The sequence below is a fragment of the Sphingomonas sp. LM7 genome, assembly GCF_002002925.1.
Lineage (GTDB): Bacteria > Pseudomonadota > Alphaproteobacteria > Sphingomonadales > Sphingomonadaceae > Sphingomonas.
In genome coordinates this window covers 1,074,909-1,088,648 of record NZ_CP019511.1, presented here as the reverse complement: position 1 = coordinate 1,088,648, position 13,740 = coordinate 1,074,909, and the positions used below count along the sequence as shown (strand labels likewise).

The window sequence follows — 13,740 nt, the reverse complement described above, 5'->3', positions numbered from 1 at the left end:
TATGGCGAACAAATTCAATGTGCTCGAAGAAACCCAGTTCTCGGTTGGCGCCGACATAGGCAAGCGTGCGATCACCGACCGCGAACGCCTTATGATGGAAGTGCTGCTCGAGGACCGGGGCTTCTTTGCAGGAGCCGTGGCGGCGCCCGCACCTTCTCCCACGCCATCGCCGACCCCGGCACCAGCTCCAACGCCCTCGCCGAGCCCGACGCCGACTGCCACGCCAGCGCCCACGCCGACAAGGGCAGAGGCGTCGCCGAGGGTGCTCTCCGCAGCGATTGTCCGCCTTGCCATGACCACGGTGCGGCCCGGCGATCTGATCACCGCGGATTTCGCGAACAACCTCGTCGAGGCGCTGATCGGGCTCGATCGCCGGCTCACTCTGCTCGAAGACGATATGGGCAAAGCGATACCGACCACGACGCCGACCACGCTCATCCCAACCCCCACGCCGACGCCATCGCGGTCCAAGCCGATCATCGACAGCGTCGACGTGTTCACGATTTCAGGGCGCGGCACCGCCGTCACTGTCGCCGGCAAGAATCTGGGCGAGGGTCTGCTTGAGCGGGTGCTGCTCGGCGTGACGGAGATCCCGCTCTCCTCGCTGAAATTCTCAGGCACGGGCTTCAGTTTTCTCACCACTGCCGCGATCGTCGGCCGGGCCAGCAACCGGATCACCGTGGAGACCAGTGGCGGCGAGGATAGCGCCGCGCTGCCGGCGAAAACCAAGGCGACACCCACCCCGACGGTGCGGGCGGAAAAATGAGCGAAGCCCAAGCCGGTCTCCGTGTCGATCGGGCGAGGCTCGCCAATGCGCGCCCCGGCGACCGGGATCGGCTGGCCAGCGCATTCGAGCGGGTAACGCCTGCGGCGACGGGCGTGACCGATCGCGGGCTGCTGCTCATTCGGCGCATCCGGATGGCGCGGCCGCTGGGCGCCGGGATGGATGGCTTTGCCAGCGAATTGATCGATCGGATCCGCGCGGAAAAGGCGGCCGCCAGTCGAAACATCTCTGGTGCGGGCAACAGCCTCTGGTTCGAGGACGAAGTCGCGCTTGAAATCGCGATCGTCCGGGCATGGCTCGCCGGCGAAACGCTGCCAGCCGTTATACGACGTGCGGTTCCCCACAGCGATACGCCGCGCCTGCGCTGGCGCCGGGAGATATTGGCGGACGCGCGGAAATTGCCGCGCGTGATCGCGGCTCTTGTCGAGGTCCGGACGGCGGGGCCCTGGCTTGCGCAGTTCGACGCGGCGGAACTGCGCGTCGCCACCGACCTGCTGGTGCGCGCGCATGGCGGCAGCGCAGCCGGAGGCGTTGACCGCATGCTCGGCAGCGTTCGATTGCCGACCGGTAAGAGAGCACCGCCGACTCCCGCCCGCAGGGTAGCTGCAATTGAAGAGGCAGTTGCGCTGGCCAAGCTATGTGCAACCGACGTGGCGGCGCGAGCGCTCATCGCAGTGTCACTCCTCGCGGCACGGCGTCCCGAGTTGCTGGCGACGCAGGCGGCAGGTGAGGCCTACGCGGCGCTCTCCGCGCCTGACTCGCCGCCTGTCACGGAGATATCCACACCGGCGTTAGTCGTATCTCGCACCCCGACCGTCGGGGTGTCGCCGATTGCCGAGCCCTCGAACCAGCGCGCACCGTCCAAGGCGGCGTCACACTCGATCGAGGGACGGCAATCGCGCATCAGCCCTCGGGCCGTCCGGCAGACTCTGGCTGATGTTCGAACGCCTGAGCTACCGGCGCATTCGGCCCCGACTACTCAACCGCAATCATGGTCCGCGCCCGCTGCCGCACCGCCGACCACCCTGCCGTTCGCTGTCGCGAGCGACCATGGCGGCCTGTTCTTCCTGCTCAACATATTCCTCGCGCTCGGCCTTTACGGCGATTTCACGGACCCCAGGCGGCAGCTCCGCGGGCTTTCGCCATTCGAACTGCTCCTGTTGCTTGGTCGGCGGTGGATTGGCCCCGCTTTCATTTCGGACCCGATCGAACCGGTGCTGCGCGCGCTGGCCGGGCTGGGGCCACGCGAGCGGGTCGGTCGCAACTTCGAGGCACCGGCCTGGACGGTTCCGAGCGACTGGCTCGCCTCATGGCCGGCGACAACCGGCCGGCTGGTCTCCAGCCGCTTCGGAAGCAGCCGCCAGCATCCCGCAGGGTTCCCCATCGAAGACCAATGGCGCGTCACGCGTCCAGAGGCGTGGCTGCGCCGCCGCTGGATCGCGTGCCTGGCGCGTTATCTCGAGGCACGCGTCGCGCGGGCGCTGGGCAGTGGGGATCGCGCCGAGGGCGTGGGCACTCTCATTCGGCAGCGTGGGACCATCGAGTTTGATGCCGAGCGAGTCGAGGTGATCTTCGCGCTCGATACGCACCCGCTGGTCATTCGCATGGCAGGGCTCGATCGCGATCCCGGCTGGATACCCGCAGCCGGGCGGGCAATCGGATTCGGTTTCGCATGAGCATCGCGGCGTTCCCTCGCGAGCCTGCGGTGCATCTGCGGCTGGCCCTGCTCGGCGCCGGCGTTTCGATCGCCGAGCGGATCGGCGATGCCGCGCCCGAATGCCTCGGCGAATATGCCGCCGAAGTCGCGACGCTGGCGGGCAAGCCGCTGTCGGCGGCGCAATGGGACGCGCTGCTCGCTGGCTGGTCCGACCCCACCATGCCGCTCGAGCGGCTCCGGGGCGCCGTCGGCGACCCGCTCGCGATCGACTTGCTGCTCGCGGTCGGGCTGGTGGGGGAGGACCCGCGGATCGCCACGCTGCTCGGTGATGCCGACCGGCTGACGCTGGCGACACTGACGGCGCTGTGGCGCAGCTATGCCGGGCGCGATGATCCCGCGGCAGTACGCCGCGCAATCAACCGGCTGCTCCAGATCGGGCTGGTGACGATCGACAATCCCGACGCGCCGCGCTTCGACTGGCGGCTGGCGGTCTCTGCAGCGGCGTGGGACGCGCTGAGTGGCGAGACGCAGGCACCGCCGGGATGCCGGCTGATCCCGCTCGCAGAGCTTCCATTGCTGGATGACTTCATCGCACCCGAAGCCGCGCTGGATCGCGCGCGCCTGCTCGCCGAGGCGATGGCAGAGGACGAGATGCTGGTCCCCGTGCTGCGCGGCCCCGAACGCAATGGTAGGACGACGCTGGCAGGCGCGCTTGCCCGCCGGATGGGCCGGCCCCTGCTCGTCACAACAGTCGATCCACTAGTCTCGGCCGAGGGCTGGGCCCGGATCGGGCTGTTTGCCTTTTTGCACGATGCGGTGGTGGCTCTGGCTATGCCCGTCGGCCCCGGCGAGGTTCGCGAAGTCCCTGGTTTCGCGCTCGATCCCGTGCGGCTCATAGTTATAACCGGAACCAGCGGCGGCATCCGGCTGGCCGACCGCCCTCAGGCGACCCTCGCCGTACCCGCGCCCGAATGCCGCGAGCGTCAGGCGCATTGGCAGGCGGCGCTGCCGCAGATCGAACCCGCCGGCGCGCTGGCGCTGGCCGGCGCGTTCCGCCTCACCGGCGGGACGATCCGGCGCGCCGCAATCGGTGCCGCGCTTACCACCCGCCAGGCGGGCCGCGCCACGATCGCCCGTGCCGATGTCCGCACTGCGCTGCGCGACTTGCAGGACAGTCGGTTGGAGACCGTGGCGGCGCGGATCGATGCCGGCGACCGTCCCGAATTCCTCACGCTGGACGAGATGGGGCAGGAGGAGTTGGACGCGCTTGCCACGCGTTGCCGCAATCGTGAGGCGCTAGGCGCGCATGCCGGGTCCGGCGCCGGGGCCACGGGGGTCCGCGCGCTATTCGCCGGGCCCTCGGGCGCGGGCAAGACGCTGGCGGCGCGGCGGCTGGCGCATGACCTGGCCCGCGACATCTGGCGCATCGATCTTGCCGCCACCGTCAGCAAATATATCGGCGAGACCGAAAAGGCGCTCGATCGCGCCTTCGCCGCTGCCGAGGAGCTCGATACGATCCTGTTGCTCGACGAAGGCGACGCGCTGATGGCGCGGCGGACCGATGTGAGCAACGCCAATGATCGCTACGCCAATCTCGAGACCAACTTCCTGCTCCAGCGGATCGAGACCTTCTCGGGCATCTTGATCGTCACCACCAACGCCCCCGATCGAATCGACAAGGCGTTCCAGCGGCGGATGGACGTGGTGGTGCCGTTCCGCGCGCCCGACGAACTGCGCCGCTACGAGATACTCGAACATCATCTCGGCGAGCATCGCGCTGCAGACGAACTGGTCCAGGAGATCGCGGTACGCTGTGCGCTGTCAGGCGGGCAGCTCCGCAACGTCGCGCTTCATGCGCGGCTGCTGGCGCTCGATGCCGGCGTAACGATCGGCGACGAGATGCTCCGTCGCGCGGTGTTCCGCGAATATCGCAAGCTTGACGCGCATTGTCCGCTGAAGCCGCAGCTTTCGGCGGTGGGCTGAGATGGCATCGTCGGCCCGGCAGAGCGTAGAAACGACGCCAGCCGAAGCGCCGCGCGCCACCGAGCCCGGCCGTGCGCATGACCGCCGCCGCGTCCAGACTGCACTCAAGCTCTCCGATCCCGGCGACGCCGCCGAGCGCGAGGCGGTATCGACTGCGCGGGCGGTGATGAGCATGCCCAATCCGGTGGTGTCGCCGAGGGCAAGGGTGCCGATGCTCGCCGCGCGCGCGCCCTCCGTCGCATCGACGGCGCCTGCCGCGAAGAAGGACCAGGTCTCGCCCGAGCTGACGGCGGAGATCAAGTCGCAGGTCGGCGGCGGCAGGCCGCTTTCGTCGGATACTCGCAGTTTCCTCGAGCCGCGCTTCAAGGCGAATTTCGCCGGGGTCCGCGTTCATACCGGCGGCAAGGCGGAGAACCTCTCCACCCGTCTCGGCGCGCGCGCCTTCACCTACGGCAAGGACATCTTCTTCAACGCCGGTGCCTACCAGCCCGACGGCCCGGAAGGCATGGAACTGCTTGCCCACGAGCTGACTCACACGATCCAGCAGCAGGAAGTCGTCCAGCGCGACGTGATCCAGCGCGAGGCGGTGGTCGTCCAGCAGCGCAGCGAGCCGCAGGTCCAGCGCGGTGTCATCAGCGAGGCGCTCGACTGGATTGCCGACAAGGCCAATGTGATCCCCGGTTTCCGGCTCTTCACGATCGTGATCGGGCGCAATCCGGTCAATATGTCGGCGGTCGATCGCAGCGGCGCCAATATCCTGCGCGCGATGATCGAGTTCATTCCCGGCGGCGGCCTCATCGTCCAGGCGCTCCAGAACCACAATATCTTCGAAAAGGGCGGCAAGTTCATCGAAGAGCAGTTCGTCGCGCTCAAGGGGCTCGGCGGGGCGCTGCGCGATGCGCTGATGGAGTTCGTTGGCTCGCTCGGCTTCCGCGACATCTTCCGGCTCGGTAGCCTGTGGAGCCGCGCCAAGGCGATCTTCACCACGCCGATCGACAAGGCGATCGCCTTTGCCAAGGGCCTCGTCTCGGGCATCGCCGAGATCGTCAAGGACGCGATCATCAAGCCGCTCGGGCGCTGGGCGGCGTCGAACATTCCCAAATGGGATCTGCTCGTCGGCGTGTTCGGCAAGAACCCGATTTCCGACGAAGGCGAGAGCCCGGCCTCGGCACTGATCGGCGCGTTCATGGAGTTGATCGGCCAGAAGGAGATCTGGGAGAACATCAAGAAGGGCAATGCCGTCGCCAAGGCCTGGGCGTGGTTCCAGGGCGCGATGAAGGGTGCGCTGTCGCTGGTCACCTCGATCCCCGGGCGGGTGATGGGCGTGGTGCGCTCGCTGACGATCTTCGACATCGTCACCATCGCAGGCGCCTTTACCAAGATCGTCACTGCCTTCTCCAGCTTTGTCGGCGACTTCATGCGCTGGGCGGGCGGCACCGTGCTGACGCTGCTCGAGATCATTCTGTCGGTCGTCGCGCCGACGGTGATCCCGTACCTCAAGAAGGCGGGCGGCGCCTTCTCGTCGATCATCAAGAATCCGATCGGATTCGTCCGCACGCTGGTAAAGGCCGGAGTCGCGGGATTCCGGCAATTCGCCAAGAATTTCCTCACGCATCTCAAGGCTTCGCTGATCGGCTGGCTGACCGGCTCGCTCGGCGGGCTGGGCATCTACATCCCGTCAGGTTTCACGCTGATCGAGATCCTCAAATTCGTGCTTTCAGTGATGGGGCTGACCTGGGCGAACATACGCGCGAAGCTGGTCGTCGCAACCAACGAGACCGTGGTGCGCGCGCTGGAGACCGGGTTCGACGTCGTCAAGACGCTGGTTACCGAAGGACCCGCCGCGGCGTGGCAGAAGATCGTCGAAACCCTCACCAATCTCAAGCAGATGGCGATCGACGCGGTGATGGACTTCGTGAAGTCCAAGGTGGTCGAGGCGGCGGTCACCAAGCTGCTGTCGATGCTGTCGCCGGCCGGAGCGTTCATTCAGGCGATCATCGCGATCTACAACACGATCATGTTCTTCGTGGAGCGCATCCGCCAGATCGCCGCGGTCGCCGCGTCGTTCATCGATGGGATCGCCGCAATCGCCGCGGGCAACATCGCGCCGGCTGCCAACCGCGTCGAACAGACCATGGCCGGGCTGCTGACCCTGGTGATCAGCTTCCTCGCCCGCATCGCCGGCCTCGGCAGGGTGAGCGACGCGATCACCGGGCTGGTGCGCAAGATCCGTGCGCCGATCGATCGGGCGCTCGACAGCGTCGTGACATGGATCATCGCCACCGCGCGCAGGCTCGGCCGGTTCATCGCCCAGGCCGGGGTGCCGCAGGATCCCAACGAGCGGCTCCGGCTTGCCGCCCGCGCCGCGATCCCCGCTGCCCGGGTCCTGCGCGGCCGCGGCGCCGTGACCGGCCCGATGCTTACCGGCGTGATGGGGGCGATCCAGACCCGCTACGCGCTCACCCAGATCGAGCCCCTCCAGCGCAACGGCGAATGGATGGTGAAGCTCAAGATCAATCCGGAGATCATCACGCCGAGCGGTCTCATCGTGGTCCAGTCGGGCGTCGGCGGCGGCGCCCGATCGGCCGAGGGACCGAATATGGCACCGCTGCTCGAGAAGCTGCGCCAGGTATTCGCGATGTTCGAGATGTGGTCGCGCCGCGGCACGGCCCCCGTGGCGCAACAGATGATGCGCCAGGTGCGGATAACGATGGACATGGCGCAGGGTCTCGCCGAGGATCAGGCGCGCGGCAGAACGGGGCTGGCGCCGCGCTTCGAGGCACTGGGAGCCAGCCTCCGGGCAATTCAGGTTCTCGATCCGCAATACCAGCTCGTATCGATCGGCCAGATGACGATTACGCTCAATCAGGCACGGCACCAGATGCCGCAGCGCACGCTGAGCTACAGGATTCCGTCGAGCTATCCGACCACCCATTCGCTGTACAATACGTACCTGATCGAAGCCCGGCGCCAGTTGCTCGAGCAACAGGCGGGGGTCAATTCGATGGTGGCGTCCGAATGGCTTTCGCGCCGGCCGGCACCGGGCGTTCCGCTCGTCCGTCCACCGGCCGAGGCGGCGATGCGGCGCGAATATGGCGTGCGCGGCGGGCTCGCCGGAACGGGCATGGCGGCACCGCACAATCCAGATCAGGTGCTCGCCGGCTATATCGACCCGACCGGGGCGCCGGCCATCGGCGCAGTCAACGGCTTCATCGGCACGCAGAACCGGACGAATGCCCAACTGCTCCAGGCGATCCTGAACGATCCCAGCGTCGTTCCGCCAGCGGCGTTGCCGGTAACCCAGCTCAATTTCAGGTTGATCATATGAGTGACGCTACCGAGGTCTTTTTGTCCGTCTATGGGAAGTCCGCGGCGCAATCGAAGAGCGAGGACGTCGCGCGGAGGCTGGCGGAGCTGCCTTCGGGCGAGCGCCTGCTCAGCGCACTCGCGCCCGGCCTCTACGACGACGGCTTCCTGTCGATCGCGTCGTTGCGCGAGGAAGTGAGCGATTTGGGCGGGTGGGAGCGCTTCCTGCCGGCCGGTTCGTTCTGGTACGCCGCGTCCGCCCTCGGGATATTGTACATTGCCGCGCCTGACGACCGGATGTGGCTCGTCCACACGCGCGCCGGCAGCGTCATGCAGACGGATTTCGCTCTGGACGAGGCGATCCTGAAGGCGGCGACGCCATCGACCGCGAACGACCTGCTGCTACGGCCCGTCTTCAAGGCGTGGCCGGGCGACACGCAATTGCTTGCGCAGGGCGCGTTGCTCGCGCCGGTGCCGATAACCGCGGACGACCTCTGGCAAGTCGATCGCTACGAGCCGATGACGAGTGCGGACTATCTGGCCGCAAGCGCTGCTTTGTTCGAGCCTCTGGGCCCGGTCCCGGTGAATGTGATGGCAGGCGACTCATGACCCCGCGCATCTCCGCGATCATGCCAACTGCCGACCGGCGTCGCTTCGTGCCTGCGGCGATCGCCCAGTTCCTTGCGCAGGAACGCGACGATGCCGAACTCGTCATCCTCGACGATGGGGCGGACAGCGTCGCCGATCTGATCCCAGGCGATCCCCGCATCCGCTATGTCCGCGAGGAAGCCCGCCGCATCCTCGGCGACAAGCGCAACCAGCTGTGCGAACTCTCGCGCGGCGAGGTTATCGTCCATTGGGACGACGACGACTGGCATGCGCCCGACCGGCTCGCGCGGCAGCTCGCCGCGATCGAGGCGAACGGCGCCGACATTGTCGGACTCGACCGCATTGCCTTCCTCGCCGACGACGGGGCGCAGGCATGGGACTATTGCTGGGGCGGCCGCCAGCGCTGGATTTACGGCGCCAGCATGGCCTATCGCCGCGCGCTCTGGGAGCGCCGGCGCTTTGCCGCGATCCGCAGCGGCGAGGATACCCGGTTCGTGCTCGACGCGCGCGACGCGCATGTCCACGCGATGCCCGACACCGATTGGCTGGTCGCGCGCGTCCATCGCGGCAACACCAGCCCCAAGCGTACGCGAGGCGGTTATTGGACCGAGCGCGCGTCAGGCCCGCTGCTCGATCGCATCGCCTCATGGTCGGGTGCATCGCCGCCGATCGCTGCATTGCCTGTCGCTAATGTCTACGCCTTGCTCGTGCATGAGCGGCCGGAATGCGTGGTCGACTTGGTGCGCAATCTGTGCTGGCACGACGATGCCTCGCCGATCCTGCTGTATGACGGCAGCGCCGCGGGCGACCTGATCGACCCGCAACTGCCCTGGGCACGCTGGGGCGTCGAGATCGTGCCTGCGCCGCGGCCGATGAAATGGGGCAAGCTTCACGACTTCGCGCTCGATTGCATCGGCCATCTCGGCGGCCGCGACTACGACTCGCTTACCATCGTCGATTCGGATCAGATGCAGCTGCGCGGCGGCTATCCCGCATTCCTGGCCAATCAGGGCGGCGTGGCTGGTGTCCTGTCCAGCGACGCCCGGCCCCAGGGCCGCTCGACCCGTATCCCGCCAGCCGCCACTGCGCAGGCCGAGCGAGCGCTGTGGCAGCGCTTTCTCGACCGGTTTGAAGGCGGCGACGCAGCCTTCGTCCACTGGACCTTTTGGCCAGGCACGGTGATCGGCGCCGATTGCGGCCGTGCGATCGCTACGCTGTTCGAAGATCCGCAACTCCAAGACATCCTTGCCGCCTCCAAGCTGTGGGCGACCGAGGAAATCCTGTTCCCGACGCTGGCAAAGCTGCTCGGCTTTCCCGTCGAGCAGAACCCGTGCCGGGGCGACTGGACTCAATATCGCCGGCGCTGGAGCACGCGCGACGTCGATGCGGCGCGGAGCGACGCGCGCACCTTCTGGATGCATCCGGTGCCGCGCGTGCTCGACGATCCGCTGCGCCGCCATCTCCGGGCGATGTCCAGCCAATATCGCCGTGCGCCGCCGGCACCGCTCCCGCAGGCCGTCTCCGAAGATGCCGCGATCCTCGCCGAGATGCGCGCGCTGCCCGGCTGGCTGAGCGATGCCGAGGCCGGCGCACTGCTCGGTGCCGCACGTGCTGCGCTGTCGCGCGATGCGGCTGCGGGCCATCTGGTCGAGATCGGCAGCCATTGCGGCAAGGCCACCGTGCTACTCGGCCGCGCGGCCCAGGCCGCCGAAATCCACGCGCGGGTGACGGCGATCGATCGCTTCGACGGCGTCACCGGCAGCCGGGAAGACAAATTGGCGCGCGATAGCGTCACCCGCGGCCGCTTCGATCAGATGCTCGCCAGTTCGGGACTCGGCGACTGGATCTCGGCGCGCACCGGCGACGCCCGTGCGTTCGCCACCGCCGACCCGGTCGACTTGCTGCTGATCGACGGGCTCCACGACTATCCCGCCGTCGCCGCCGATTTTGCCGCCTTCGAAGCTGCGCTGGCGCCCGCCGCCCGCGTCGCCTTCCACGACTATGCCGATTATTTCCCGGGCGTCGCGGCGTTCGTCGACGAACTCGTCGCTACGGGGGAATGGGAAGTCGAAACCGCCATCGAGACGCTGCGCATCCTGCGCCGAAGGACCTCTCTCGGCCAGCCGGTGGCGCATTCGCTGGCGGCGCACGCATGACCGCGCTGGCGCTGCTCAAGCCGCTGGAGATCCTCGGCACGATGCGCCGGGTGACCGGATGGCTCGACGACAAGGAAGCCGAGTTGCTGATCGCCGCAGCGGTGCACGCGACCCGAGATGGCGGCGTGCGCACCTTTGTCGAGATCGGCAGCTATCAGGGGCGCTCGACGGTGGTGCTCGGGGCGGTGCTGCGCGCGCTCTCGCCGCAATCGCGGCTCTACGCGGTCGATCCGCATCAGGGGACCGTCGGCGCTGCGGACAAGCGGCTCAATCGCAGCGCGCCGACCTTCAGCAGCTTTCTCGCCAACATCACCGGCGCGGGTGTGGCCGAGGTCGTGAAACCGCTTCGCAGCCTGTCCTACGAGACCGAATGGGATCAGCCGATCGATTTGCTGTTCGTCGATGGGCTCCACGACCGGCTCAATGTCGAGCGCGACTTCCGGCACTTCGAAGCGTTTCTCACTCCCGGAGCCGTCGTGCTGTTCCACGATTATGCCGATTATTATCCCGGCGTCGTGGCGTTCGTCGATTTGCTGGTCGCGGGCGAGGGGTGGGCGATCGCCGATCGCGCCGCATCGATGGTAATGCTCCACCGCGTGGTGGGCTAGGTCCCGAAACCAAATGACTGACATCGTTGTGAGACTAACTTTTGCGAGCGGGGTGGTTAGCTGCCGCTCGTCTTCTGCGTGCTCACTTCATCGTCGCCCTGGCCTTGTGCCGGGGTCCACTGTGCGGCACGCGGGCACCTCTCGCCTTTCGCCCCTTGCTTCTCGCCCTCGGCTTGATGGACCCCGGCACAAAGCCGGGGTGACAGGTGGGGAACGGCGACTGCTTAAGGCGGAGCGGCGATTCCCGCTGGCAAACCCAATTAACAAACTTCCGCAACTGGAGCGCTCGCTGAACGGCCGCTCTTGTGAGTCACGGCCTGGAACGGAAAGGGGCCCGCCGTTTCCGGCGAGCCCCTCCCAACATCAGCTTGCTATCAGGCTGCGAGCTTGGCGAACCGCCCGATCGCGCCGTCGAAGGCAACCTCGGATCCGCCGGCGCGTCGCCGCGACGACCAGTCGCGCAGCAGCTCCGCACAGGTGTGGTCGACTGCAGAGCAGCGCGTCAGGTCGAAGCGGACCGGCGAACCAACCGGCGTCGATTCGAGCTTTGCCGACAGCTTGGGCAGCGCGACGAAGGTCGCCGCGCCTTCCAGCGTGATCGTGCGCCCTTCTGCGTCGTCACGCTCGTCGACCTTAAGCCGGAGACGGCGGCCATGCGGCAGCAGCTCGAGCATCGAGAGGGCGATGCCGACCAGCACGCCGGTCAGCAGATCCTCGGCGACGACCAGGACCAGCGTAACCGCCCAGATCGCTGCGGGGAGCAGGCCATAATCCTTGAACAGATGCTTGGCGTGGCTGAAGTTCACCAGCCGTGCGCCGGTGACGACCAGCACTGCACCCAGCGCGGCCATCGGGATCTCGCGCAGCAGCCAGGGCAGCAGCGCAACGAAGCCGAGGATCCACACGCCGTGCATGATCGCCGATAGGCGCGTGGTGGCGCCGGCCTGTACGTTGGCCGAGCTGCGCACGATGACGCCGGTCATCGGCAGCGCGCCCGCGGCGCCGCACAGTAGGTTTCCGATGCCCTGCGCGCGCAGTTCCTTGTTATAGTCGGTGCGTACGCCGTCATGCATGCGATCGACGGCGGCGGCCGAAAGCAGCGTCTCGGCGCTGGCGATGAATGCGATGGCCACGGCCGCGGTAATCACCGTCGGGTCAAGGAAGCGTGCAAGGAAGCTGCTGTCGGGCAGCGCCACTGCGGCTGCGATGTTCTCCGGCACGGTCACGCGGGTGACGTCGATCCCGAGCGAGAAGGCCAGCAGGGTCGCTGCCACCACGCCGATCAGCGCGCCGGGGACGAGCTTGAGCGAAGCAGGACGCAGCTTTTCCCAGCCGAGCATCGCGGCGATCGTGGTGAGGCCGAGGATCAGCGCCAGTTCGGCGGCGCGCAGGTCGGACGAAAGCCCGAGCAGCCGTCCGGGCATTGCCATCAGGTTCTCGAGACCGCTCGACAGCGGCTTGGCGTCGAACAGGACATGATATTGCCCGATCACGATCAGCACGCCGATGCCGGCGAGCATGCCGTGGACCACTGCCGGCGAAATCGCGCGGAACCAGCCGCCGACGCGGAAGATGCCTGCCGCGACCTGGATTGCGCCCGCGAGGATCAGGATCGGCCCGAGCGCGGACAGCCCCTGGTCGCGGACCAGTTCGAACACGATCACCGCCAGGCCGGCGGCGGGGCCGCTGACCTGCAACGGCGAGCCTGCCAGCGCACCGACGACGATGCCGCCGATGATGCCGGTGATCAGGCCTTTTTCAGGTGGAACGCCCGACGCGATCGCGATGCCCATGCACAGGGGCATTGCGACCAGAAAGACGACGACCGACGCGGTCAGGTCGCGCGCGATCCAACCGGTCGCGCGCGTTTCGGCGATACTCATTCCGCGGCCTCCAGCAGCACTTCGCCGGCAAGCCGCTGCGATGCGGCCTGCGCCACGGGCAGATCCTCGGCCTCGTCCAGCGCAACGAAGCGACCGGTGCGGCCGTCGAGCGCGAGCACCTGTCCGGCGCCGATGTCGAAGAACCAGCCGTGCAGCGCGATTTCGCCGCGTGCGATGCCGGCGGCGACCGAGGGATGCGTGCGCAGGTGGTTGAGCTGTGCGACGACGTTCTCGAGGCTGATCGCGCGAACCCGGTCGGCGCTCTCCATTTCGGGATAGCCTTCGTTCACCACTTGCTCGGCGGCGCAGCTATGCTTCAGCCAGGCGGCGACGTTGGGCATTTTCTCGAGCCCGGCGGGGTTCGAGACGGCCTTCATCGCGCCGCAGTCCGAATGGCCGCAGATGATGATGTCGCGGATGCCGAGCACCATCACGGCATATTCGACCGTCGAGGTGACGCCGCCATTCTGCATCGCATAGGGGGGCACGATGTTGCCGGCATTGCGGCAGACGAACAGGTCGCCCGGGGCAGCCTGCATGATATGTTCGGGAACGACGCGCGAATCGGCGCACGAGATCATCAGCGCCTTGGGGCTCTGCCCGTCGCTGGCGAGCTTCGAATAGAGGTCGCTCTGGGTCGGAAACACTTGTTTCGAGAACCCGTAGACCCGTCCGATGAGTTCATTCACAGTGCTAGCTCCAATCACAGGCCCGCGTCGAAGGCGGGCGTGTTATTGAAGTAGGCACTTGGCTT

Annotated in this window: 9 protein-coding genes; 7 read left to right on the top strand and 2 right to left on the bottom strand. The window is 67.4% G+C overall.

The window, feature by feature from the left end:
• Position 1 precedes the first annotated feature (1 nt).
• Genes BXU08_RS20110 through BXU08_RS05015 form a run of 7 tightly spaced genes read left to right on the top strand, consistent with a single transcriptional unit; the run spans position 2 to position 11,103 of the window.
• The gene (locus BXU08_RS20110; RefSeq protein WP_077509090.1) at positions 2 to 766 is read left to right on the top strand and encodes a hypothetical protein; all 765 of its coding nucleotides are present in this window, start codon (positions 2 to 4) and stop codon (positions 764 to 766) included.
• Positions 763 to 2,460 (top strand): hypothetical protein, encoded by a 1,698-nt coding sequence (locus BXU08_RS05040; RefSeq protein ID WP_077509089.1) that lies wholly within the window; start codon positions 763 to 765, stop codon positions 2,458 to 2,460. Before BXU08_RS20110 ends, BXU08_RS05040 begins: the two co-directional genes overlap by 4 nt.
• The gene (locus BXU08_RS05035) at positions 2,457 to 4,424 is read left to right on the top strand and encodes an ATP-binding protein (protein WP_077509088.1); all 1,968 of its coding nucleotides are present in this window, start codon (positions 2,457 to 2,459) and stop codon (positions 4,422 to 4,424) included. The genes BXU08_RS05040 and BXU08_RS05035 overlap by 4 nt, the downstream gene beginning before the upstream one ends.
• A gap of 1 nt (position 4,425) precedes the next feature.
• Positions 4,426 to 7,752, top strand: a complete 3,327-nt coding sequence (locus BXU08_RS05030; protein WP_077509087.1) for a DUF4157 domain-containing protein — start codon at positions 4,426 to 4,428, stop codon at positions 7,750 to 7,752.
• Positions 7,749 to 8,339 (top strand): hypothetical protein, encoded by a 591-nt coding sequence (locus BXU08_RS05025; RefSeq protein WP_077509086.1) that lies wholly within the window; start codon positions 7,749 to 7,751, stop codon positions 8,337 to 8,339. Before BXU08_RS05030 ends, BXU08_RS05025 begins: the two co-directional genes overlap by 4 nt.
• Complete coding sequence (locus BXU08_RS05020) at positions 8,336 to 10,495, top strand: glycosyltransferase (protein ID WP_077509085.1); 2,160 nt, start codon at positions 8,336 to 8,338, stop codon at positions 10,493 to 10,495. The genes BXU08_RS05025 and BXU08_RS05020 overlap by 4 nt, the downstream gene beginning before the upstream one ends.
• Positions 10,492 to 11,103, top strand: coding sequence for a class I SAM-dependent methyltransferase (locus BXU08_RS05015; RefSeq protein ID WP_171982425.1), 612 nt, complete (start codon positions 10,492 to 10,494; stop codon positions 11,101 to 11,103). The genes BXU08_RS05020 and BXU08_RS05015 overlap by 4 nt, the downstream gene beginning before the upstream one ends.
• A gap of 374 nt (positions 11,104 to 11,477) precedes the next feature.
• Here BXU08_RS05015 and BXU08_RS05010 read toward each other — a convergent pair whose 3' ends face one another.
• Positions 11,478 to 12,986 (bottom strand): SulP family inorganic anion transporter, encoded by a 1,509-nt coding sequence (locus tag BXU08_RS05010; protein WP_150125418.1) that lies wholly within the window; start codon positions 12,984 to 12,986, stop codon positions 11,478 to 11,480.
• Positions 12,983 to 13,675 carry a carbonic anhydrase gene (locus BXU08_RS05005; protein ID WP_077509083.1) on the bottom strand — a complete coding sequence of 231 codons (693 nt, stop codon included), beginning with the start codon at positions 13,673 to 13,675 and terminating at the stop codon, positions 12,983 to 12,985. The genes BXU08_RS05010 and BXU08_RS05005 overlap by 4 nt, the downstream gene beginning before the upstream one ends.
• Positions 13,676 to 13,740: the final 65 nt, after the last annotated feature.

Excerpts from the sequence above, each read along its gene's own strand:
- BXU08_RS05025 (WP_077509086.1), top strand. The coding sequence starts at position 7,749 with ATGAGTGACGCTACCGAGGTCTTTTTGTCCGTCTATGGGAAGTCCGCG.
- BXU08_RS05020 (WP_077509085.1), top strand. The coding sequence starts at position 8,336 with ATGACCCCGCGCATCTCCGCGATCATGCCAACTGCCGACCGGCGTCGC.
- BXU08_RS05010 (WP_150125418.1), bottom strand. The coding sequence starts at position 12,986 with ATGAGTATCGCCGAAACGCGCGCGACCGGTTGGATCGCGCGCGACCTG.
- BXU08_RS05035 (WP_077509088.1), top strand. The coding sequence starts at position 2,457 with ATGAGCATCGCGGCGTTCCCTCGCGAGCCTGCGGTGCATCTGCGGCTG.
- BXU08_RS05015 (WP_171982425.1), top strand. The coding sequence starts at position 10,492 with ATGACCGCGCTGGCGCTGCTCAAGCCGCTGGAGATCCTCGGCACGATG.
- BXU08_RS20110 (WP_077509090.1), top strand. The coding sequence starts at position 2 with ATGGCGAACAAATTCAATGTGCTCGAAGAAACCCAGTTCTCGGTTGGC.
- BXU08_RS05040 (WP_077509089.1), top strand. The coding sequence starts at position 763 with ATGAGCGAAGCCCAAGCCGGTCTCCGTGTCGATCGGGCGAGGCTCGCC.
- BXU08_RS05030 (WP_077509087.1), top strand. The coding sequence starts at position 4,426 with ATGGCATCGTCGGCCCGGCAGAGCGTAGAAACGACGCCAGCCGAAGCG.